Origin of the sequence: Nocardia sp. NBC_01377 (genome assembly GCF_045040005.1) — a bacterium.
Lineage (GTDB): Bacteria > Actinomycetota > Actinomycetes > Mycobacteriales > Mycobacteriaceae > Nocardia > Nocardia noduli.
Map to the genome: position 1 here is coordinate 6,570,194 of NZ_CP109566.1, position 26,282 is coordinate 6,596,475.

2 protein-coding genes (1 of these 2 cut by a window edge) are annotated in these 26,282 nt (G+C 70.1%); both read right to left on the reverse strand.

Translation table 11 applies throughout. From position 1 onward, the window contains the following. Positions 1-25,329 (reverse strand): non-ribosomal peptide synthase/polyketide synthase, encoded by a 25,329-nt coding sequence (locus tag OG225_RS30360; RefSeq protein ID WP_405178348.1) that lies wholly within the window; start codon positions 25,327-25,329, stop codon positions 1-3. Continuing rightward, on the reverse strand, positions 25,329-26,282 hold the end of the coding sequence (locus OG225_RS30365; RefSeq protein ID WP_405178349.1) for a non-ribosomal peptide synthase/polyketide synthase. 16,998 nt of this gene lie beyond the right edge of the window; only the last 954 of its 17,952 coding nucleotides appear in the window; its start codon lies beyond the right edge, outside the window; the stop codon is at positions 25,329-25,331. The genes OG225_RS30360 and OG225_RS30365 overlap by 1 nt, the downstream gene beginning before the upstream one ends.

Consider the following 26,282-nt stretch of genomic DNA (forward strand, 5'->3'; position numbering starts at 1 on the left):
TCACGCGCGGTCCCAGACCGTGGTGAGGACGCGGCCGATGCGGGCCAGGGCGGAGTCGGAGGTCATCCGCCAGTGGGTGGCCTGCACTGCGTGGTTGTGCACTGTTCCGTCGACGGCCTCCGACCAGCTCGCGGCTCCCGTCGCGCCGGAGACGTCGTCGAGCGCGGCGGTGAAATACACCAGGTCCCCCTTGTAGGGGCGCGGCCGGTAGCGACGCATGAGGTCGAGCGAACGCGTGCCCGCCGCGAGCAGGCGGGTCACCCGGTCGACGCCGAAGGAGGCGAAGGGTTCGGGCAGTTCCCCGATCCGGTCGGCCAGATGCTCGACGTCGAGTTCGACGTCGATATCGTCGGCTTGGTCACCGAGCAGGCCGCCGAGCAGATCGGCGATCGGGACGGTGGCCGATTCGCCGGGGTCGACGGTGCGCGGGCTGTCCATCATCGCGAGTACCGCCACGTGCTCGCCCTGTTCCTGGAGGTGCACGGCGACGGCGTGCGCGAGTACGCCGCCCAGTGACCAGCCGAGCAGGTGGTACGGCCCCTCCGGCTGCACCGCGCGGATCTCCGCGACGTAGCGCAGAGCCCAGTCCTCGATCGAATCCGGCAGCGGCGCGGCGGAATTCAGGACCGGTGACTGGAGTCCGTAGATGGCGCGGCCGGAGTCGATGTGCGGGGCCAGACCCGCGAAGGACCAGGCGACGCCGCCCGCCGGATGCACGCAGAACAGCGGATCGGCGCCGCCGCCGGTGCGCAGCGGCAGCAGGACGTCGAAGGCCGCCTCGGAGTCGACGTGGCCGTGGCCCGAACGCGACATCGCCAGCCGTTCGACCAGACCCGCCGGTGTCGGGGCGGAGAACAGCCACACCACCGGAATCCGCTCGGCTAGTTCGGCACTCAGGCGGGTGGCGAGCCTGGTCGCGAGCATCGAGTTGCCACCGTGCTCGAAGAAGCTGTCGTCCATGCCGACCCGTTCGACGCCGAGTATCTCGGCGAAGACCGCGCAGACGGTGCGTTCGAGCCCGGTCGCCGGTGCCACGAATTCCCGCGCGCGCGGTTCGGGACGCGGCAGTGCCGCGCGATCCACCTTGCCGTTGGCGTTGAGCGGTAGCGCGTCCATCGCGACCAGGGCCGCGGGCATCATGTAGCTCGGCAGCACCTGGGTCAGCGCCGTGCGCACGGCCTCGGTGTCCGGTGTCGCGTCGGTGGTGAAATAGCCGACGAGCATGGCGTTCTCGCCGTCGGCACGGTAGGCGACGACGACGCCGTCGGTCACCGAGGGTGCCGAGCGCAGGGCGTGTTCGATCTCGGCGAGTTCGATGCGATAGCCGCGCAGCTTCACCTGGAAATCGCGGCGGCCGACGTAGTCGAGGGTGCCGTCGGCACTCCAGCGCACCATATCTCCGGTGCGGTAGAGCCTGCTGCCCGCCGGTCCGAACGGGTCGGCGACGAAACGTTCGGCGCTGAGATCGGTTCGGCCGTGATAGCCGCGCGCGAGTTGCGCGCCGCCGAGATACAGCTCACCGGTGACACCGGCGGGTACCGGATGCAGACGGTCGTCGAGGACGTAGACCCGGTTGCCCGCCTGCACCCGGCCGATCGGCACCGCCGAGCGCGTACTGAGCGAATCTGCTTCGCCGACAGGGAAACTCGTCACCGAGACGGCGGCCTCGGTCGGCCCGTACAGATTGTCGACCCGCACGGTGTCGCCCGAACGGATGCGCGCGACCGTCGACGTGGGCAGTGGTTCGCCGATGACGAGGCACCTGCGCAGCGAACGGGGCAGCCGACCGGCGCTGACCTCGGCCAGCATTGCCAGCAGCGAGGGCACCAGCGTGATCGTGGTGACCGAGGCCCGCCGGATCAGGTCGAGAACGCCCGCGGGATCGTGCTGGGCGTCGCGCGGTGCGAGCACCACCCTTGCTCCGGTGCGTAGCGCCCACCAGAATTCCCAGACCGAGAGGTCGAACGCGGCCGAGGTCATCAGCAGAGTGGCGTCGTCGCCGTCGAGCCGGTATTCGGATTGCATCCATTCCAATTGGTGGGTGACGGCCGCGTGCGACACGGCGACGCCCTTGGGGGCGCCGGTGGATCCCGAGGTGAAGATGACGTAGGCGGTATTGCCCGGTCGTAGCGGCGCGCGGCGCTCGTCGTCACGGATCGGGGCGCTGTCGACGGTCGGGTCGATCGTCGAGATGTCGAGCAGCAACTCGTGATCCGAACGCGTCGGCGGCAGCATCGGGGCGCGCGCCGAGATCAATACCAGCGCCGGATCGGCCGCGGCGAGGACGCCGGTGGTGCGTTCGAGCGGATGACTCGGGTCCAGCGGCACATACGCCCCGCCCGCCGCCGCCACCGCGTACATGGCGACGAGTAGATCGACACTGCGCGGAATCGCCAGCGCGACCAGGGATTCCGGGCCGATACCGCGACCGGTCAGCACGCGCGCCAACCGATGGACGGCGGCGCCGAATTCGGCGTAGGACAGCGCGCGTTCCTCGTCGACGATCGCCACCGCGTCCGGGGTGCGGGCCAGCTGCGCCCGGAAACCGCTGTCGAGCGTGGTGTGGGCGAAGATCCGATCGGCCCGGTTCCAGCCCTCGAGGATGCGGCGGGATTCGGTCGGGTCGAGCAGTGCGAGATCGCCGACCGGGACCCGCGGGGTGGCGCACACGGCGGCGAGCAGGCGCCGCAATCGGTCCGCGAAACCCGCGACGGTGGATCGGTCGAACAGCGCTGTCGCGTAGGTGATCGACGCGGCGATGCCGAGGGGTTCGCCGTCGGCGTCGTAGCGGTCGGTGACCACCAGGTGCAGGTCGAACTGGGAGACCTCGGATTCGAAATCGACGGCGGTGACGGTCAGTCCGTCCAGGTCGAATCGGGCCTCGGCCTGGTTGTGGAAGGAGAAGCCGACCTGGAACAGCGGATGACGCGCGGTCGAGCGCGGCGGGTTCAGCACCTCCACCAGACCTTCGAAGGGCACGTCGGCGTGCGAGAACGCCGCGAGGTCGGCGTCGCGCACACGGTCGAGCAGTTCGCCGAAGGTGTCGTCGGCGACGACCTCGGTGCGCAGCACGAGGGTGTTGACGAACATGCCGACCACGTCATCGAGCAGCGCGTCACCGCGTCCGGCGACCGGTGTGCCGACGGCGATGTCGGTTCCGGCGGACAGTCTGGCCAGCAGTAGCGCGAAGGCGGCGTGCACGACCATGAACAGCGTCGCACCCGCTGAACGTCCCGTTTCGGCCAGCCTGGCGTGCAGGGCGGCGTCGACGGTGAAATCGACATGTCCGCCACGGGTGGAGGCGATGGCGGGCCGGACGCGGTCGGTGGGCAGATTCAGCTGGTCGGGCAGGCCCGCCAGGGTGCGACTCCAGAAATCGGACTGCCGCGAGATCAGCGAATCCGGATCCTCCAGCGCGCCGAGCAGTTCGCGCTGCCACAGGCTGTAGTCGGTGTACTGCACGGGCAGTGGGAGCCAACTCGGCGCGTCGCCGCGGCTGCGGGCGGCGTAGGCGGCCATGACGTCGCGGGCCAGCGGCACCAGCGAGGTGCCGTCGGCGGCGATGTGATGCGCCACCACGACCAGGACGTGCTCCTGATCCGCCGACCGCGCGGCGGCGGGAGCGAACAGGCGGGCACGCAGCGGCACCGTCTCGGTGACGTCGAAACCCGCGCCGACGAAATCGGCGACGGCGACGGCGAGATCGTCGACCGGCACCGCGACGGGCGCGAGCACCGGCGTGCCCGCGGCGTCGGGGCTCAGCACCACCTGCACCGGACCGGATTCGCGCTGCGGATAGACGGTCCGCAGCACCTCGTGCCGGTGCACCACATCGGTGACGGCGGCGGCGAGCGCCGCGATATCGAGTGTGCCCGTCAGGCGTACCGCCAACGGGATGTTGTAGGCGGTGGACTGGCGATCGAGCTGGTTCAGGAACCACATGCGCTGCTGGGCCAGTGACAGCGGCACCGGACCGTCGTCGGCATGCCTGACCAGCGCGGGACGGGCGGGGGCCGTGTCGTGGATGTCGAGTGCGGCGGCCAACGCGGCCACCGTCGAATTCTCGAAGACCGTGCGCACACCGACCGTGACACCGAGTGCGGCGCCCAAGCGGGCTCCCACCTGGATCGCGGTCAGGGAATTCCCGCCGAGCGCGAAGAAATCGTCGGCGCGGCCGATCCGGTCGGCTCGGCCGAGTACCTCGGCGACGATCTGCGCTACCCGCTGTTCGAGTTCGGTCGCGGGCGCTTCGAAGGCGGCGGTGCGGAATTCCGGTGCGGGCAGCGCCTTTCGATCGAGTTTGCCGGTCGGGGTCAGCGGGATGTGGTCGAGCACCGTGATGGCGGCGGGCACCATGTAGACCGCGAGCGAGCGACCGGCGAAGGCCGCGAGTTCGCGGGTGTCGATGGTGCGGCCGGTCGCGGCGACCACATAGGACACGAGGCAGACGGTGTCGTCGGCGTCGGAATGTCCGACGGTGACGGCGAATTCGACGGATTCGTGGGCGGTGAGTACCGCGTCGATCTCGCCGAGTTCGATCCGCAGGCCGCGCACCTTCACCTGGTGATCGGCGCGGCCGACGTACTCGATCGCGCCGGAATCGTTCCAGCGCACCAGATCTCCGGTGCGGTAGAGCCGTCCGCCCGCGCCGCCGTGCGGGTCGGCGACGAACCGGTCCGCCGAAAGTCCCGGCCTGGCGTGGTATCCCCTGGCCAGTCCCGGGCCGCGCAGATACAACTCACCGGTCACACCGACCGGGACCGGCTGCAATCGCCCGTCGAGCACGACGGCCGCCATGCCGTGGATCGGCGTGCCGATGTCGAAACCGCCGTCGGGGTCCAGCGGGGCGCTGATCGTGGCGATGACGGTGGTCTCGGTCGGGCCGTAGGTGTTGTGGAAGGAACGCGGCGAGAGCCCCGATACCCCCGAAACCCACTGCCGCACCAGATCCTGGCCGTAGGCTTCACCGCCGACGGTCAGGTGCCCGAGTTCGGGCAGTTCGTTCGGGTCGAGCGTGCGCAGCACCGCCGGGGTGAGGAAGGCATGGCTGACGTGCTGATCCCTGATGAGTGCCGTCAACGCATGACCGCCGTAGACATCCGACGGCGCGACCACGAGCGCGGCTCCCGCGCCGACGGCGAGCAGGAATTCGAGCATCGAGGCGTCGAAACTCGGCGAGGCGACGTGCAGCACCCTGGAATCCGCGCCGACGACGTACCGATCACGTTGGGCGCGAGCGATTCCCGCGAGTCCGGCGTGGGTGGCGACGACGCCCTTCGGTGTCCCGGTGGAGCCGGAGGTGTAGATCATCCAGGCCGCGTGGTCGCCGCGCACCGGACAGAGGAGTTCCCCGACGCCGATCGTGGCCGCGCTGGTGTGGCGCATCCGTGCCGCGGTGGCTGTCGAATCGAGTACCAGCCACTCGGTATCGTCGGGCAGCGCCGCGCGCTCGGAGGTGATCGTCAGCCCGACCGTCGCGCCGGAATCGGTGAGCATGTGCGCGATGCGATCGGCCGGATAGTCGGGGTCGACGGGGACGAAGGCCGCGCCGGTCTTGGCGACGGCCCACACCGCGAGCACCGATTCCACCGAACGCGGGATCGCGACCGCGACCATGTCGTCGGGGCCGATATCGTGTCCGATCAGCATTCTGGCCAGCCGCGACGACTGTTCGTCCATCGCCAGGTACGTGTGCGACACCGTGCCGTGGACCACGGCCGGACCGTCCGGATTCAGCGCGACGGCCTCGGCGATCAACTCCGCCAGCGTGCGCTGTGGCACGAGAGCGGGACCGGTGCGGGCCAGCAGTGCGGCACGTTCGGCGGGGGCGAGCAGATCCACCGCGCCCACCGGGCGGTGCGGATCGGCGGTGAGCGTGCCGAGCACCCGGCCGAAACGGCGCAGCAGACCGGCGGCGGTCGACGCGTCGAACAGATCGGTCGCGTAGGTCAGCTCGACGCCGAGGTGCCCGTGCTCGTCGGGTTCGGCGGCGACGGTGAATTGCAGGTCGAAACGTGCCACCGGCTCGTCGAATTCGACGGGCGACAGATCCAGCCCCGGCAGCGCGAAGGTGCGCGCACCCGCGTCCAGGTAGCTCAGTGCCACGGTGAACAGGGGGTGGCGGGACTGATTCGACTCGACGCCGAGTTCCTCCGCCACCCGTTCGAAGGGGACGGTGGCGTTCCCGAACGCGGCCAGGTCGACCGTTCGCGTCTGCGCGAGCAGTTCGGCGAAGGTGCGGCCCGGTTCCGGGTGGGTGCGCAGGACCAGCGTGTTGACGAACATGCCGACGAGATCGTCGAGCGCCGCCGCGCCGCGACCGGCCACCGGGGTGCCGACGGCGATATCGGTCGTGCCGGACAACCGTGCCAGCAGTACCGACAACGCGGCGTGCACGACCATGAACGGGGTCGCGCCGGCGGCGGCGGCGAGCGAACGCACCCTGGCCGCGATCTCGCCGCCGATCCGCGCGCGCACATTGCCGCCGCGTTTGGTCGCGACGACGGGACGGCGACGATCGGTGGGCAGCGCGAGTTCCTCGGGCAGATCACGCAGCGCCTCGCGCCAGTACGCGAGTTGCGCGACAGCCGCGGATTCGACCGTCTCGGCCTGCCACAGCGCGTAATCGGCGTACTGGGCGGCCAGTTCCGGCCAGACCGGCGCGGTGCCGACCGCGCGGGTCAGGTAGCCCGAGAGCAGGTCGCGCAGCAGCGGGGTCATCGAGTAGCCGTCGGCGGCGATGTGGTGCACGACCGCGACGAGGACGTGACTGTCGGGGGCCTCGCGCAGCAGGACCGCGCGCAACGGCACCTCGGAGGTGACATCGAAACCGGCGCGCAGGAATTCGGCGATCCGCTCGTCGAGCGTGGTGGCGTCGAGCGCTTCCACCGTGAGCCGGACCGGGGCCGGGTCGGCGGGCAGGATCACCTGGTGTCCCGAGCCGTCGGCTCCGGTCGGGTAGACGGTGCGCAAGGTCTCGTGCCTGGCGACCACGTCGGCGAAGGCCGCGGCCAGCGCCACCTCGTCCAGTTCGCCCGTGAGCCGCAGCGCGACCGGGATGTTGTGCGCGGGCGAGGCCGGGTCGAGCCGGTTGAGCAGCCACATACCGCGTTGCACCGGTGCCAGCGGCACGATATCGGGCCGGGGGCCCGCGATCAGGGGAAGTAGCCGTTCGCCCGCCTCGGCGTCCGCGGTGATCGCGGCGGCGAGCGCGCGCACGGTCGGTGTCTCGAACAGCATCCGGACCGGGACGCGGCGTCCGAGCCGCTCACCGAGTCGGGCGAGCACACGGGTGGCGTTGAGCGAGTTGCCGCCGAGGTCGAAGAAATTGTCGTCCGCGCCGATCCGGCCCGCCTCCAGTACCGCTTCGTAGGCCTCGGCGACCAGCCGCTCGGCCGGGGTGACCGGGGGCAGGTAGGCGACGCGGTCGAAGACCGGATCGGGCAGTGCGGCGCGGTCGAGCTTGCCGGAACTGTTGAGCGGGAACGTATCCAGCGTGACCAGTGCCGACGGCAGCATGTAGGACGGCAGTGCCGCCGCGGCCGTGCGCAGCACCTCGGCATCGGACACCCGCGCGCCCGGTGTCGGGGTCAGGTAGCCGACCAGGTGGTCGCCGGTGGCCGTGTGGACCACCCGCGCGGCGGCCTGCGCGACGCCGGACACGGCAGCGAGCGCCGACTCGACTTCGCCGAGTTCGATGCGCTGACCGCGGAATTTGACCTGGAAGTCGGTGCGGCCCAGGTAGACCAGCTCGGCGACGGACCCGCCGGTCTCCCAGCGGACCAGGTCACCGGTGCGGTACATACGCTCGCCCGGCTGCCCGAAGGGGTTGGCGACGAACCGGTCCGCGGTCAGGTCGGGACGGGCCTGATAGCCGCGCGCGAGCTGGGTGCCCGCGAGATACAGCTCTCCCGCCACCCCGGGCAGGGTCGGGCGCAGGCGCGAATCCAGCACGTAGACGCGGCTGTTCCATTCGGGATTGCCGATCGGCATGACGGTCCGCTCGGCCTCGCCGGTGACATCGCGGAAGGTGATGCTGACCGCGGCCTCGGTGGGTCCGTAGAGATTGTGCACCCGAGCGTCGCTCACCGCGCCGAACGCGCGCACGGTCCGGGCGGGCAGCGCCTCGCCGATGACGTACACCGTGTGCAGTGCGGCCAGTGCGGCACGCGCGCCGGTCGATTCGACGTGCCCGGCGAAGACCGTCAGCATCGATGGCACGAAATCTGTGACGGTGACGCCGTATTCGCCGATCACCTCGGTCAGGTAGCCGGGGTCGCGATGACCGTCCTTGGCCGCGAGCACCAGCGTCGCGCCGACGCGCAGCGGCAGGAAGTAGCCCCACAGCGAGACGTCGAAGGTGGTCGCGGTCTTCTGGAGGTACACGTCCTCGGCCCGCAACCGGTACTGCGCCTGCATCCACGTCATCTGGTTGACGATCGCGGCGTGGGAGATGCTGACGCCCTTGGGTTTTCCGGTCGAGCCGGACGTGAAGATCACGTACGCCGGATGATCGGGGTGCACCGGTCCCGGGCGCTCGTGCGCCGCGATCGGATCGTCGGCGTAGTCGTCGTAGGCCACCGAATCCAGGCGGACGACGGGTCCGGCGAAACCGAATTCGTCACCGGCGCCCGCCGTGAGCAGGGCGGCGGGACGCGCGGTCTCCAGAATATGGGTGATGCGCCTGGCCGGGTGGTCGGGGTCGATCGGGACGTACGCGCCGCCCGCCTTGAGCACGGCGTACATCGCGACGACGAGGTCTATCGAGCGGCGGATCGCCAGGGCCACCAGCGATTCCGCGCCGACACCGGTGTCGATGAGATGGCGGGCGAGTCGGTTGGTGCGACGATCGAGTTCACCGTAGGTCAGCACGGTGGCCGCGGTGTCGTCGTCGGGGACATGGATCAGCGCCGGATCGTCGGGGGTCGCGGCGGCCTGGGCCTCGAATTCGTCGATCAGTAGTTCGGCGACGAACGCGGTATGGGCCGAATCGTTCCATTCGGTGACCACCCGGTGCAGTTCCCCCGCGCCGAACAGGTCGATATCGCCGATGACCCTGGTCGGGTCGGCGGTGATCGCGGCGAGCAGCCGGGTGAACCGGTCGCCGAAACCCGCGACGGTCGATTCGTCGAACAGATCGGTGGCGTAGGTGAAACGCAGCGCGTCGTCGGAGACGGTGAGTTGCAGGTCGAATTGGCTGGTCTCGTGCGCGACGTCGTATTCGGCGATGGTGACCCCGGCGATCTCCATGCCGGTTGGCGCCAGGTTCTGGAAGTACAGCGCCACCTGGAACAGCGGATGACGCGCCTGCGAGCGCGGCGGGTCGAGTACCTCGACCAGACGCTCGAACGGGAGGTCGGCGTGGGCGAAGGCGTCGAGATCGGCGTCGCGGACCCGGCCGAGTACCGCGTCGAACCGGTCCGAACCCGGCACCCGGGTGCGCAGCACCAGGGTGTTGACGAACATGCCGACCAGGTCGTCGAGCGCGGCCGCGCCGCGACCGGCCACCGGCGCGCCGACCGCGATATCGGTGGTGCCGGTGAGCCGGGCCAGCAGTACCGCGAACGCGGCGTGCACGACCATGAACGGGGTCGCCTCGTATCGGGCGGCCACCGCGTCGACGGCACGGCGTAGCTCGGGGTCCAGCGGCAGCGTGGTCGCGGCCGCGGCGTGGGTGGCGACAGCCGGTCGCGGGCGGTCGGCGGGCAGGTCGAGTTGCGCGGGCAGCCCGCGCAGTGTGCGCTCCCAGAAACTCACCTGACGTGCGGCGACGGATTCCGGATCGTCCTGCGCGCCGAGTGTCTCGCGTTGCCACAGTGTGTAGTCGGCGTACTGGACGGTGAGTTCCGACCAGTCGGGCGCCGCGCCGGTGGCCCGTGCCGCGTAGGCGGTGGCGATATCGCGGGCCAGCGGGCCCATCGAATAGCCGTCGGCGGCGATGTGGTGCACCACCAGCGCGAGCAGGTGTTCGTTCTCGGCAACGCGGGCCAGCCCGACGCGCAGCGGCACCTCGGCGGTCACGTCGAAGGGGGTGGCGACGAAATCGATCAGGGCTTGCTCGAGCGAGGCCGGATCGAGCGGGGTCAGGTGCCGCGGCGCTCGCGGCTCCAGGATCCGCTGGTAGCCGGTGCCGTCGAGTTCCGGGTATACGGTGCGCAGGGATTCGTGGCGGGTGATCACATCCGCGACCGCGGCGGTGAGCGCCGCGACGTCGAGCGCACCGGTGAGCCGGATGACGACGGGAATGTTGTTGACGGTCTCCTGCGGGTCGAACCGGTTCAGGAACCACATGCGCCGCTGGGCCGGTGAGAGCGGGATCCGCTCGGGACGCGGCATCGGGGTCGGCGTCGGCTGCGGTCCGGTGTCGCCGAGGCTCGCGAGCTGGGCGGCGAGTCCGGCGACGGTCGGCGTCTCGAAGAGCATCCGCACCGGGATCTCGGTGTCGAATTCAGCGCCGAGGCGGGCCGCGAGGCGGGTGGCGATCAGCGAGTTGCCGCCGAGTGCGAAGAAATCGTCGGCCGCGCCGAGATCATCGATGCCGAGCAGTTCGCCCATGATCCGCGCGACGCTCTGTTCGTCCTCCGATTCGGGGGCGCGGTAGACGGCGGTCTCGGGCGCGGGGGCGGGCAGCGCCCGCCGGTCCACCTTGCCCGAGGCGTTGACCGGGAATTCCGCCAGCACCACGAAGGCCGAGGGCACCATGTAAGTCGGCAACGCGGCGGCCAGTGCGGCCCGGACGTCGTCCAGGTCGAGCGGGTCGCCGATCAGGTAGGCGACCAGGCGGTCGCCGAGCCTGTCGCCGGTGTGGACGACCACCACCGCCTGATCCACGGTGTCGACGCCGGTCAGCGCGGCCTCGATCTCGCCGAGTTCGATGCGCAGGCCGCGCATTTTCACCTGGAAATCGGTGCGGCCCAGATATTCCAGTTCGCCGTGCGCGGTCCAGACGACCAGGTCGCCGGTGCGGTATATCCGCGCGCCCGGCTCGCCGTACGGGTCGGCGACGAAACGGTCGGCGGTGAGGTCGGGCCTGCGCGCGTAGCCGAGCGCCAATTGCGCTCCCGCCAGGTACAACTCGCCGGGCACGCCGACCGGAACCGGGCGCAGCCGCGCGTCGAGGACGAGCAGGCGGGTGTTGAACACCGGCCTGCCGATCGGGACGGTGACGGTGTCCGCGTCGGTGACCTCGTGGAAGGTGACGTCGACCGCGGCCTCGGTCGGGCCGTACAGGTTGTGCACCAGCGCGCCGGTGAGTCGGCGCGCGCGCTGTGCCGCCGCGGCGGGCAGTGCTTCCCCGGAGGCGAAGATACGTCGCAGTGTGCGGCATTCGGCGGCTCGCGGCTCGCTCAGGAAGACGGCGAGCATCGCGGGCACGAAATGCACGGTGGTGACGGATTCGGCGGTGATCACCTCGGCGAGGTAGGCCGGGTCACGATGCCCGTCGTGCCGGGCGAGGACGAGTTTGGCTCCGGTCTGCAACGGCCAGAACAGCTCCCAGACCGAGACGTCGAAGGTCGCCGGTGTCTTCTGGAGCACCACGTCGGTCCGGCGCAGCCGGTAGCGGTCCTGCATCCACTGCAACCGGTTGACGATCGCCGCGTGCGAGACGACGACGCCCTTGGGTTTGCCGGTGGAGCCGGAGGTGAACAGCACGTACGCCGGATGTCCCGGTGTCAGCACACCGTTGCGATCCATCGAGCTCAACGGGCCGGGCGGGTATCCGGTGAGATCGAGCAGGTCGAGGCGCACCTGACGGGTCGCGGTGCTCTCCAGTTCGAATCCGGAGGTGAGCACGCAGACCGGTTGCACCGTCCGCAGCATGTAGTCGACCCGATCGGTCGGGTGGTCGGGGTCGAGCGGCAGATACGCGCCGCCCGCCATGACGACGGCGTACATACCGACGACCAGATCCAGCGAACGCCGCATACCCAGCGCCACATAGGAATCCGGTCCGACGCCCTGCTGGACCAGCCAGCGCGCGAGTTGATGGGTGCGGCCGGCGAATTCGGCGTAGGACAGACTCGTCCCCTCGAAGTCGACGGCCACCGCGTCCGGCGTGGTCGCGGCCTGCTGCTCGAACAGCGAGACCAGCGTGTGCCCGGAGGGCAGCAGCCGGGAGGTGTCGTTCCAGCGGCGCAGGACCAGGGTGCGCTCGGCCGCGTCGAGCAGTTCGATATCGCCGACCCGGACCGTGGTGTCGGCGGTGGCGGCCTTGAGGATCCGCAGGAACCGGGTCGCCAGCGATTGCGCGCTGGCGTCGTCGAACAGATCGGTCGCGTAGCGCAGCACCGCGCGTATCGCGGTCGCGCCCGCCTCGTTGCCGTATTCGGCCAGTTCGAGCGCGAGATCGAATTGCGCGATGCCGTTGTCGATCGGGTAGGCGCGCACCTCGAGACCGGGCAGCCGCAGTTCGGCGTCGTCACGGTGTTCGAAGGTGAGCAGTGTCTGCACGATCGGGGAATGCGCCCGGGAGCGGACCGGATTCAGCTCTTCCACCAGTCGCTCGAACGGCAGATCGGCGCTGGCGAAGGCCCTCACATCGGTTTTGCGTACCGAGGCGAGCAGCGCGGCGAACGACGCGTTCGCGGGGACGCCGGTGCGCAGCACCAGGGTGTTGACGAACATGCCGACCAGGTCGTCCAGCGCGGCGTCCGAACGGCCTGCGACGGGGGTGCCGATCGCGACGTCCTCGGTGCGCGCCAGGCGCGCGAGCAGGGTCGCGTAGACCGCGTGCACCACCATGAACAGCGAGACACCGTGCACCCGTGCCACATTCGCCGCGGCGGCGGTGAGTTCGGCCGAGACGGTGAACTCGTGGGCCGCGCCGCGACCGGAGGCGACGGCGGGACGCGGTCGATCGGTGGGCAGTTCGAGGACCGGGGCCAGGCCCGCGAGTTCGTCACGCCAGTGCGTGATCTGGTGCGACAGCACCGATTCCGGGTCGTCGGCGGTGCCGAGCCGCTCGCGCTGCCACAGCGCGAAATCGGGGTACTGGACCAGCAGCGGGGTGAATCGCGGCAGCGCGCCGGTATTGCGCGCCCGGTAGGCGAGCATCAGATCGCGGGCCAGCGGCGCGGTCGAGACGCCGTCGGCGGCGATGTGGTGCACCACGACGACCAGGACATGATCGGTGGCGCCCACCCGGAACAGCCGGGCGCGCACGGGAATACCCGCGCGCAGGTCGAAGCCGATCGCGACGACGTCGAGAACGGCGTCCATCAGCGCGCCCTCGGCGATCTCGACCGGCTCCGACTCGACCGCGGGCACCTGGGCGACGGGTAGCACGACCTGGTACGGACCCGCGTCGTCGGACGGGAAGACGGTGCGCAGGGATTCGTGCCTGGCGATCACGTCGTCGAGCGCGGCGCGCAACGCCTGTTCGTCCAGCGCGCCGGTCAATCGGAGGGTGATCGGGATGTTGTAGACCACCGACTCCGGTTCGAGCCGGTTGAGCAGCCACATCCTGGTCTGCGCCATCGAGAGGGGTATGCGCTCCGGACGCGGACGCGCCACCAGCGGAAGGGTTTCACTTCCCACGCCGGATCGGGCGGACTGTTTGACCCGGTCCGCGAGTTCGGCGACGGTCGGCGCTTCGAAGATCTCGCGCACGGTCAGCGCCGAGCCGAACGTGGTGTTGACACGCGCCACCAGGCGCATGGCCAGCAGCGAGTTACCGCCGCGCGCGAAGAAATCGTCGACGGCCCCGAACGGCGTCTTCGCGCCGACGAGATCGGTGATCAGGGTCGCGAGCACGGATTCGATACCTTCGCGCGGCGCGCGGAATTCCACTGCCGTTCCGGCGAATTCGACCGTAGGCAGGGCGGATCTGTCCAGTTTGCCGACCGTGGTGAGCGGCATGTCGTCGAGCACGACCAGGTGCGCGGGGACCATGTAGGCGGGTAGCCGGTCTCGCACATCGGCCACCACGGCGTCCGCGCTCAGGGCCGCGCCGCTGACGTAGCCGACCAGGCATTCGTGACCCGAGATGTCCTCGGCGACGACCACGGCGGCGTTGCTCACGCCCGCGACCGAGGCGAGCGCGGATTCGATCTCGCCGAGTTCGATCCGCTGCCCGCGCAGTTTCACCTGGAAATCGTTGCGGCCCAGATAAACCAGGTCACCGACCCGGTTCCACTTGGCCAGGTCGCCGGTCCGGTACATGACCCGGCCCGGCACGCCGAAGGGGTCGGCGACGAAACGTTCGGCGGTCAGTCCGCCGCGCCCGTGATAACCGCGCGCCAGCTGGTCGCCCGCGAGATAGAGCTCACCCGTCACCCCCATGGGAACCGGCCGCAACCGCGCGTCGAGCACGTAGGCGCGGGTGTTCCAGCAGGGCCTGCCGATCGCGACATCCTGACCGGCGTCGGCGGTGTCGGCGTCGGTGAATTCGTGGTAGACCGCCGAGATCGCGGCCTCGGTGGGGCCGTAGGCGTTGTGCACGATCCCGTCGAAACTGCCGCGCAGGGCGGCGAGCAGATCCGGGGTCAGCGCCTCGCCACCGCAGTGCAGGTGGCGCAGGGAGACGAGGGCGTCGCCCATGCCTTCGGCGATGAGCGCCGCGAGGACCGACGGCACGTATTCGGCGATGGTGATGTGGTGCTCGCGCAGCAGATCGGCGAAGTAGGCGAGATCGAGGTGACCGCCGGGACGCGCGATCACCAGGGGCGCGCCGACCGCGACGGGCAGGAAGCACTCCCAGACCGAGACGTCGAAGGTCAGCGGCGCGCGTTGCAGGATCCGGTCCTCGCCGGTCACGCCGTAGCGGAATTCGAGCCAGCGCAACTGGTTCATGATGGCGCGGTGGCTGACCGCGACGCCCTTGGGGCGGCCGGTCGAGCCGGAGGTGAACAGCACGTAGGCCGTATTGGCCGGACGCAGCACGCCGGTGCGGTCCGCGTCGGTCAGCGGCGCGTCGTCGAATCCGCTCGTATCCAGCGACGCGAGGTCGACCACGGGTACCGCGATCGGCTCGGGCAGTTCCGCGCCGCCGGCCGTCAGCACCAGCGCGGGCGCGGCCGATTCGATCAGCCGCGCGACGCGATCGGCGGGATGGGCCGGATCGATCGGCAGGTACGCGCCGCCCGCGCGCACGATCGCGTACATCGCCACCAGCATGTCCAGGCTGCGCAGGGCCCCGAGACCGACGATGGTCTCCGGTCCGACGCCGCGCGTGACGAGCCAGCGGGCGAGCCGGTTCACCCGTGCGGCGAACGTCGCGTAGGTGATTTCCTCACCCTCGAAACGGGCGGCGACACCGGTGGGGTCGGCGGCCGCGCGCGCGGTGAGCAGGTCGTCCAGGGTTTCGGCGGGCAGCGGATGGGCGGTGGCATTGCGGTCCGACAGCAGCATGCCGCGTTCGGCGACCGACATCAGCTGGACCGCGCCCACCTCGGTGCCGAGATCGCGGACCATGGCCCGCAGCACCCGCTCGAAACCCGCCAGGAATCCGTCCACCGTCTGCGCGTCGAACAGGTCGACGGCGTAGTGCAGATACAGGTCGATGCCGTCGGGTTCGCCCTCGGCGTCGTAGCGGTCGGTCAGCGTCCAGTCCAGGTCGAGCTGGATGGGCGCGGGGCCGACGTCGAGCGCGGAGAAGGAGAGTCGTTGCAACCGGAAATCCGGTTTGGTCTGGTTCTGCAAGGTCAGCGCCACCTGGTACAGCGGCGAATGCGCTTGCGAGCGCACCGGATTGACAACCTCGACCAGCTGCTCGAACGGCACGACGGCGTGGTCGAAGGCCGCCAGGTCGGTGGCTCGGACCGCACCGAGCAGATCGGCCAGGGTCGCGCCAGGCCCCACCTCGGTGCGCAGCACGAGGGTGTTGACGAACATGCCGACCAGGTCGTCGAGCGCTTCGTCACCGCGTCCGGCCACCGGGGTGCCGAGCACGACATCGGCGGTCGCGCCGAGGCGGCTCAGCAGTACCGCGAGGGCGGTGTGCAGCACCATGAACGGGGTGGCGCGGTGCGCCGCCGCCAACTGGTGGATATCGCGATGCAGCGCGGCGTCCAGATGACCGGTGCGCGCGCCGCCCCGATTACTCGCGACGGCGGGTCGCTGGCGGTCCGCGGGCAGGGTCGTCACCTCGGGCACACTGTCCAGGCGTGCCGTCCAGTAGCCCAATTGCCGTGCCAGAACGGAATTCTCGTCGTCGGCCCGGCCGAGCGCGCCGCGCTGCCACAGCGCGAAATCGGCGTACTGCACCGGCAGCTCGCCCCAGTTCGGCGCGAGATTCGCGCAGCGCGCGACATAGGCGGCGGCGAGGTCGCGGGTCAGCGGGGCGAAGGACCAGCCGTCGGCGGCGATGTGATGGACGACGAACAGCAGGATGTGGGTCTGCTGTTTCATGGGTTCGGCGTCCTCGAGGCGCAGCAGGCGCACGCGCAGCGGAACCTCGCTCGTGACGTCGAATCCGGTGCGCGAGGCGGCGGCGAGCAGTTCGGGCACCTCGTCCTCGCGCACGGTTCGCGCCACCAGTTCGACCAGTTTGGTGCCCGCGGGCAACACCACCTGGGTGGCGTCGCCGTCACGTTCGGGGTAGATGGTCCGCAGGGTCTCGTGCCTGGCGATCACATCGGCGATCGCCGATTCCAGCGCGCTCGCGTTCAGCGTTCCGGTCAGGCGCAGCGCGAACGGGATGTTGTAACCGCCGCTCGCGCTGTCGAAGCGGTTGAGGAACCACATGCGCTGCTGGGCGATGGACAGCGGAATCGGCGAATCGCGCTCGTGCGCCGTCAGCGGAGGCAGCGCGACCGGCTCGATATCGGACCCTGTCGGGCCGACCGCGAGTCGGCGGGCCAGTTCGCGCACCGTCGGCGCGTCGAAGATCGTGCGGACCGGCACCTCGGCGCCGGTCGCCCGGCCGAGCCGGGCCGCGAGCTGGGTGGCGATGAGCGAATTGCCGCCGAGGGCGAAGAAATCGTCGTCGGCACCGACCCGTTCCGCCCCGAGCAGCGCCAGGAAAGTCTCAGCGACAAGGGTTTCGGCCGTGCCCTCGGGCCTACGGAACACACCCGTCGCGACGGCGGGTGCGGGCAGCGCGCCACGGTCGAGTTTGCCGGAGGCGTTGATCGGGAATTCGCGCAGCACCACGAACACGGTGGGCACCATGTAGGCCGGTAGTCGACGTGCGAGATCACTACGCAGGGTGGCGATCTCGAGATCAACGTCGGCGACGAGGTAGGCGACGAGCTGATCGCCGGTGCCGTGATCGTCGCGTACCAGCACCACGGCCTGGGCCACCGAGGGCGCGGCGAGCAGCGCCGCCTCGATCTCGCCGAGTTCGATCCGCAGCCCGCGCACCTTGACCTGGAAATCGGTGCGGCCGAGGAATTCCAGCTCGCCCGAACCGTCGGTGCGCCAGGCGACCAAGTCGCCGGTGCGGTACATCCGCGCGCCGCGCACGCCGAAGGGGTTGGCCACGAACCGGTCCGCGCTCAGGTCGGCCCGTCCGAGGTAGCCCCTGGCCAGTTGCGCGCCTGCGAGATACAGTTCGCCCGCCACCCCGGCGGGCACCGGGTGCAGCCGCGCGTCGAGCACGTAGACCTGGGTGTTCCAGACCGGCGTGCCCATCGGCACGTCGTCGTTATCGGTGTCGGTGACCTCGTGGTGGGTGACTTCCACCGCCGTCTCGGTCGGACCGTAGAGATTGTGCACCGTCGCCCCGGTGAGTTCGCGCACCCGGCGCGCGGACGCGGCGGGCAATTCCTCACCCGAACACAGGATATGGCGCAGCGAGGGCACGTCGAGGTCGTCGGCGGCGAATACCGGCAGCATCGACGGCACGAAATGGATGACCGTGATCCGTTCGCGGCGAACGAGTTTCGCCAGATAGTCGGGATCGCGGTGACCGCCCGGCCTGGCGAGTACCAGTCGCGCGCCGACCTGGAGCGGCCAGAAGAACTCGGGAACGGAGACGTCGAAGGTCACCGGTGTCTTCTGGAGGACCGCGTCGGATGCGTCGAGGATGATGTGGGTCGCCTGCAACCAACGCAGCCGGTTCACGATCGCGCCGTGACTCACCGCGACGCCCTTGGGTCGTCCGGTGGACCCGGAGGTGAAGATCACGTAGGCGGTATTCGACATGCGCAGCGGTGTGCGCCGTTCGGTGTCGGTCACCGGCGCGTCGGAGAATCCGCTCAGATCGAGGCGGTCGATACGCGTCTGCTCGACCGGGAGATCGGGGTCCGAGCCCGAGGTCAGCACCGTGATCGGAGTGGCGGTTCCGAGGATGTGCGCGGTGCGCTCGGCCGGATGATCGGGGTCGAGCGGCACATAACCGCCACCCGCCACGCCGACCGCGTACATGCCGACGACCAGGTCGATCGAACGCCGCATATCCAGCGCCACCAGCGAATCCGGTCCGACGCCGCGCTCGATCAGCCAGCGCGCCAGCCGGTTCACCCGGCTCGCCAGTTGGGCGTAGGACAGAGTCGTCCCCTCGTAGCTCACGGCGGGACTGTCCGGGGTGCGCCGCACCTGCGCCGCGAACAGCGAGGGCAGGGTGATGCGGTCGATGCGGTGGTCGGTGCTGTTCCATTCACGCAGCAGCCGGGTCCGTTCGGGTGCGTCGAGCAGGTCGATATCGCCGACGCGGACCCGGGGGTCGGCGGAGACGGTGGCGAACACCCTGCGCAGTCTGGTGACGAACGAGGTGATCGTCGCGGCGTCGAACAGATCGGTGGCGTAGCGCAGACTACCGGTCAGCGCGTCGGAACCATCGATGCCGTTCAGCACCAGGTGCAGATCGAATTTCGCTCCGGTGTCGGGGATCTCGATCGGTTCCAGGGTCAGCCACGGCACTTCGGGCATGACGTCGGGGCGCGCCTCGCCGTAGCTCAGCATCACCTGGAACAGCGGGTGCGACCCGGTGCCGCGATCGACCGCGAGCACGTCGACGAGCCGTTCGAAGGGCAGTTCGGCGTGCGCGAAGGCTTCGATATCGGTCTGTTTGACCCGGGCGAGGAATTCGGTGAACGGCGCGTCGGCCGGTACCCGGGTACGCAGCACGAGCGTGTTGACGAACATGCCGACCAGCGCGTCGAGTTCGCGTTCGCCGCGTCCGCCGATCGGGGAACCGATGACGATATCGCCGGTGCCGCCGATCCGGGCCAGGGTCGCGGCGAAGGCCGCGTGCAACACCATGAACAGGGTCGCGCCGTGACGTTCGGCCAGGGTGCGCAGGCGCGCGGCCACGGTGGCGTCGACGGAGAAATCGACGGCGGACCCGCGGCGGGTCGGCTGGGCCGGGCGCGGACGGTCGGTACGGACGACGAGATCGCCCGGCAGTCCGTCCAGGGTCTCGCGCCAGTAGCGCGATTGCTCGGCGGCGAGGTCGCCGGGATTGTCCTCGGAACCGAGCAGGCGGTGCTGCCACAGGCTGTAATCGGCGTACTGCACCGGCAGTTCGGTCCAGTCGGGTCGCCTGCTGATCAGGCGCGCGCGATAGGCGCGGACCAGATCGCCGACGAGCGGGGCCATGGACATGGCGTCACCCGCGATGTGGTGCACGACGATCACCAGCACGTGTTCGTCGACGGGCAGCCCGCGTCCCGGGCCGACCTGTTCGACTTTCAGTAGTGCCATCCGCGCCGGGATCTCGGCGGTGACATCGAAACCCGCGCGCGCGATGGCGGTCACGGTGTCGATCAGTTGCGTGGGCGCGACGGGGACCGGCGCGAGGTTGAGGCCGATATCGTCGGTGCCGAGAATCTCCTGGTAGGGACCTGTCTCGTCCTGTGGATACAGGGTGCGCAGCGATTCGTGGCGGGCCAGCACGTCCATGACGGCGCGTTTGAGCGCGGCCACGTCCAGCCTGCCGCGCAGCCGCAGCACGACGGGGAGGTTGTAGACACTCTCGGCGGCCTGCACGACGGTGTCGGCGGCGGCCGCGTCCTGGGCCTCGACACGGTTGAGGAACCACAGGCGCTGCTGCGCCGGGGACAGCGGCACCCGTGACGGACGCTCCCGCACCGGTAGCAGTCGCGGCGTCGCCGTCCGGCCGAGCGCGTCGACGGCCGCGGCGAACGATTCCACCGTGGTGGATTCGAACAGCACCCGCACCGGAATGCGCGCGCCGACCTGTTCACCGGTCCGCGCGGTCACCCGGGTGGCGTCGAGCGAACTGCCGCCGAGAGCGAAGAAATCGTCGTCGAGACCGACCCTCGGCACACCGAGCACCTCCGCGAAGACCGTCGCCACCGTGCGCTCGGTGGCCTCGGCCGGGGCGCGGTATTCGGCGGATCGCGGCGCGGGGACCGGCAGCGCGTTGCGATCCAATTTGCCGCTGGTGTTGAGCGGGAATTCGGCCAGGTCGACCAGCGCGGTCGGCACCATGTACGCGGGCAGTCGCCGCGTGAGTTCACGGCGCAGTGTGTCGGGGTTCCATTCCTGCGCACCGGTGCGGACCACGTAGCCCGCGAGGTAGTCACCCGCCGCGCCGTTGACCAGGCGAACCGCGGCCTGGCTCACCTCGGGCGCGGCGAGCAGCGCGGCCTCGATCTCGGCGAGTTCGATGCGCTGACCGCGGAACTTCACCTGGAAATCGGTCCGGCCGAGATAGACGAGTTCGCCGTCGCGGCTCCAGCGCACCAGGTCGCCGGTGCGGTACATGCGTTCGCCCGAGAGATCGAAGGGGTTGGCGACGAAGCGGTCGGCGCTCAGGTCGACGCGGCCGTGATAGCCGCGCGCGAGCTGGTCGCCCGCCAGGTACAACTCGCCGGGCACACCGATGGGCACCGGATGCAGCCGCGAATCCAGCACGTAGACACGGGAATTCCACTGCGGCTCGCCGATCGGCACCGTGGGGGTGTCCTCGGCGGTGACCTCGCGGTAGGTGATCGAGACGGCGGCCTCGGTGGGGCCGTACAGGTTGTGCACACCGGCGGCGCAGACGGCCTTGACCGCCGCGACGGTCTCCGGCGGCAGCGCCTCGCCGATCACGAAGATATCGCGCAGCGAATCCAGTTCTCCCGCTTCGGCATTGGCGGCGAACACCGACAGCATCGACGGCACGAAATCGGTCATCGTGACGCCGCGGTTCGCGATCGTCTCCGCGATGTAGCGGGGGTCGCGGTGCCCGTCTGGGGTGGCGAGGACCAGGGTCGCGCCCGCGCGCAACGGCAGGAAATAGCCCCACAGCGACACGTCGAACGTGGTCGCGGTCTTCTGGAGATACACATCGCCGGTGCGCGGCCGGTATTCCTCGTGCATCCACGCCGTCTGGTTGGCGATCGCGCGGTGGGCGACCGTGACGCCCTTGGGTTTTCCGGTCGACCCCGAGGTGAAGATGACGTAGGCGGGATGGTCGGGCAGCAGTGCGCCGTGCCGTTCACGATCGGTGATCTGGGCCGAGGAGAACCGCGACAGATCGACTTCGTCGAGGTAGCGCACCGGGGCCGGATACACGGTGTCGAAACCGGTGGCGCGGGTGGTGAGGATGGAATGCGGACGGGCGGTATCGAGGATGTGGTCGATGCGCCCCTTCGGATGCGAGGGGTCGATCGGGACGTAGGCGCCGCCTGCCCGCAGCACCGCGTACATGGCGATGACCAGTTCGACCGAGCGCGGAACGGCGAGGACCACCAGTGATTCCGGCCCGACGCCGGAGCGGATGAGCAGGCGGGCGAGGCTGTTGGCCCGGTCCGAGAGTTCGGTGTAGGTCAGGACCGTCTCGGCCGGGCCGTCGGCGATGAGCGCGATGGCGTTGGGCGTGCGGCGGACCTGGTTGTCGAAACCCTCGTGCAGGTAGCGGTCGGCAACCCGGGCGCCGCTGGCATTCCAGCTCTCGGTGACGTAGTCGAGTTCGCCCGCGTCGAGCAGGGCGATATCGCCGACGGGCCGGTGCGGGTCGGCGACGGCCGTCTCCAGCAACCGGAGGAATTTTGCCGCGAATTCGGTCACCGTCGCGGCATCGAAGAGGTCGGTCGCGTAGGTGAGTTCGGCGAGATAGCCGGTGTCGGGGATACCGGGTTCGGACAGGGTGAGTTGGAGGTCGAATTTCGCGAAGCCCGGATCGAAGTCGACGAGTTCCACGGCCAGATCCGGCAGTTCCAGGGCGGGGCTCGCCATGTTCTGCATGAACAGCGCGACCTGGAACAGCGGATGCCGCGCCTGGGAACGGGCCGGATCGATGACCTCGACCAATTGCTCGAACGGGACGTCGGCGTGGGCGAAGGCGCGCAGATCGCGCTGTTTGGCCTCGGCGATCAGTTCGGCGAAGGAATCCGACGCCCGCACCTCGGTACGCAGCACCAGGGTGTTGACGAACATGCCGACCAGGTCGTCGAGGGCGCGGTCCCCGCGTCCTGCGACGGGGGTGCCGATCGCTATGTCGGCGGTACCCGAGAGCCGCGCGAGCAGCGCGGCGAGCGCGGCGTGCAGCACCATGAAGGGCGTCGCACCGGTTTCCACGGCGATCACCTCGACGGCGTCGCGCAATCCGGCGTCGACGGCGAAGGCGTGCGTCGCGCCCCGGTAGGTCGACGCGGCCGGACGCGGCCGGTCCGAGGGCAGCTCCAATTGCGCTGAAAGCTCGGCCAATTCGGATTTCCAGAAAGCGAGCTGACGGGCCGAGGCGGACTCGGGATCGTCGGCCTCCCCGAGCAGTTCCCGCTGCCAGAGCGCGTAATCGGCGTACTGCACCGCGAGTGGCGACCAGTCGGGCGCGCGTCCGTCGCGACGCGCGTCGTAGGCGGTGACCAGATCGCGCAGCAGTGGCGCGAGCGAGACACCGTCGGCGGCGATGTGATGCACCACCAGCACCAGGGTGTGGTCCTGCGCGCCGCAGCGCAGCAGCAGCACCCGCACCGGGATTTCCTCGGCGACGTCGAAACCCTTCGCCGCGGCGGCGATCACCGCGTCGGCGAGCCGTTCCGGCGCGACCTGGGTGGGCGCGAGGTCGAAGGCCGCGTGCACGGAGCGGATGACCTGCACCGGGCCGGTCGGGGTCTGCGGATAGACCGTGCGCAGGATCTCGTGGCGGGCGACGAGATCGGTGACGGCGGCCGAGAGCGCGGCCGGGTCGAGCGGGCCGCGCAGCCGCAACGCCACCGGGATGTTGTCCACCGCCGTGGTGTCGATACCGCCCGCGCCGCTCGCGGAGCCGAAGCGGTTGAGGAACCACATGCGGCGCTGCGCCGGGGAGAGCGGGATGGTGTCGGGCCGTTCGCGGGCGCGCAGCGGTGGTCGCGGTGTCGCCGACAGCGCGAGGGCTGCCACGGCGGCGACCGTCGGATCGTCGAAGAAGTCGCGCACGTCCACCGCGATGCCGAGCGCTTCGCCGATCCTGGCGATCGCCCTGGTCGCGATGAGGGAATTGCCGCCGAGTTCGAAGAAGCCGTCGTCGGCTCCGACCCGGTCCAGGCCGAGCAACTCACCGAAGATCTCGGCGACGGTCCGCTCCGCATCGGTCGCCGGGGCGCGGAATTCGACGGTGCCGGAACCGAATTCCGGCTCGGGCAGGGCGCGGCGGTCGAGTTTGCCGTTGGCGTTCAACGGCATCTCGTCGAGGACGCACAGCATGGTCGGCACCATGTACTCGGGCAGCAGCCCGCGTGCCCGGTCCAGCACGCGCGCGGTATCGATCGCCCGTCCCGGCACGCCGACGACATAGCCGACCAGGTGATCGGCGCCCGCGTGCCGGTGCAGTACCACCGCCGCGCGCAGCACCTGCTCGTCGCGCAGCAGCGCGGATTCGACCTCGCCGAGTTCCACCCGCAGCCCGCGCAGTTTGACCTGGAAATCGATGCGGCCGAGATATTCGAGTTCGGCCGGACCGCCGTCTCCCTCCGACACCCAGCGGACCAGATCGCCGGTGCGGTACATCCGGTCACCCGGCGCGCCTTCGGGATTGGCCACGAACCGGTCGGCGGTGAGCCCGGACCGCGCGACGTAGCCGCGAGCCAACTGCACACCGGCGAGATAGAGCTCACCGACCACACCGTCGGGCACGGGACGCAGATTGTCGTCGAGGACGAGCAGATCGGTGTCGTCGGCCGCGGTGCCGATCGGCACGGTGACCACGTCGGCGCCGGTCACCTCGTGCGCGGTCACGTCGACCGCCGCCTCGGTGGGACCGTACAGATTGTGCAGGGTGGCCCCGCTGACGTCGCGGAACGCCGCGGCGGTCGCGGCGGGCAGTGCTTCGCCCGAGGCGAAGACCAGTCGCAGCGACGGCACCGCGTCCTCGATCTCGTCCTGGCCGACGAACACCGACAGCATGGACGGCACGAAATGGGCGACCGTGATGTTCTCGCGCCGGATCGTGCGCGCCAGGTAGGCCGGATCGCGATGGCCTTCCGGCGCGGCGATCACCAGGCGGGCGCCGACCTGCAAGGGCCAGAAGAACTCCCACACCGACACGTCGAAGGTGAACGGCGTCTTCTGGAGCACCACGTCGTCGTCGCGCAGCCGGTAGAGGCGCTGACGCCAGCGCAGATTGGCCATGATCGCGCGATGGGAGACCGCGACGCCCTTCGGCCTGCCCGTCGACCCGGAGGTGAAGATCACGTAGGCGGCGTTGTCGGCCGACGCGGCGCGCATCGGAGCGCCGGTATCCGTGGGGTTCGCCTCGAATTCGTCCACGCGCAGCACCGGAACCCGTGCGCCGCCGAGATCGGTTTCGTCGCCGGTCGTGGTCAGCACCAGCGCGGGCGACGCGGTGTCGAGCACGTAGGCGATGCGTTCGGCCGGATGGTCGGGATCGATCGGCACGTACCCGGCACCCGCGTGCAAGATCGCGTACATGCCGACCAGCAGTTCGAACGAACGGCGCATCGACAGGGCGACGAGGTCGTCGGGACCGACGCCGCGAGAGGACAGGTGCCGGGCCAGCGTCGTGACCCGCGCGTGGAATTCGGCGTAGCTGAGCGTCTCACCGTCGAATTCGAGTGCCACCGCGTCCGGGGTCCGGCGCACCTGCGCCTCGAATTCGGTGACGAGTGTCTCCACCGGCGCGAATTCGGTGCGGAGCACCGGGGCCGCCACGCCGAGCGCGTCGTCGAGCAACTGCTCGAGTACCGCGCCGAGCGCGCCGTCCCCGGCGTCGAGCAGCGACGGCAGCTGCCCGGAGATGACGACCGGAACCAGCGCGTCGGGTCCGAGTCCGCCGCCCATGGCCTCGGACAGCAGGGTGATCTCCGAGGCGAGCGCGCCGTAGCTGACGCCGATGCCGTCGTGGCGCAGCGCGACCCGGTCCGGCGCGAGTTCGGCGACGGTGCCGATCAGTCCGGGCAGGTCGTCGATGCCGTACGCGCGTCGCAGCGCCGGATGGTTGTACGGCGTGGTGCGATTGCCGAGCCCGCTGGATGTGACCGATTCCGCTGGGGACATCAGCAAATTCCTTCCGAGTCGATTTCCGGGTGGCCGAGCGCGGCGACCGACCGCGCGTCATCGAGCAGAGTGCGCAATGCCTCGGCGAGACCACCACCGCCGAGTGCGGCGAGAACACCGGGCACCAGCCCGGCCAGGGAGACGTTGATCAGGGCTTCCGGCTTGGCCGCCGCGCCCATGGCCTTGGCCACCGCCGCCACTTTGCCCGCCAGTTCCCGATAGGAGACGGCCTTCGCGCCGTGGGTGAACGCGATGGCCTCCGGGGCGACGCGGGCCGCGGCGGCGATGAGTTCGGGCAGGTCGTCGGTACCGCCCGCGGGGAGATCGGGGGCACGTCCGGGGCGGGTCTGTTCGGATTCGGTGCGTATATCGATGGCACGCACGGTGACCGTCGGCCGGTCTGCGACCGCGACGAGGATCGTGAGCAGGCGCTCGGCGTAGCGCCGCACGGTCGCGGCGTCGAACAGGTCGGCGGCGTAACCGAACCTGAGGTCGATATCGGTGCGCGAGCCGTCCTGGGCGAACCGTTCGATTCCGGTGAGCTGGAGGTCGAATTTCGCCTCGCCCAGATCGGGATCGAGCACCTCGACCTCGAGTCCCGGCAGCGCGACGGGTCCGGTGCGCATGTTCTGGAAGGTGAACATCACCTGGAACAGCGGCGTGTAGGAACTGGACCTGATCCGGCCCATGGCCTCGACCACCTGATCGAACGGCACGTCCGCGTGCGAGAGCGCGGCCAGATCCCGGTCCCTGACCTGCCGGAGCAGATCCGCGAAACTCGCCTTCGGATCGACCTCGGTGCGCAGGACGACGGTATTGACGAACATGCCGATCAGATCGTCGAGTTCACGCGCGCCGCGTCCGGCGACGGGAGCGCCGATCGCGATATCGGTGGTGCCGCTGAGCTTGGCCAGCAGCACCGCGAGCGCGCCGTGGATCACGGTGAACAGCGT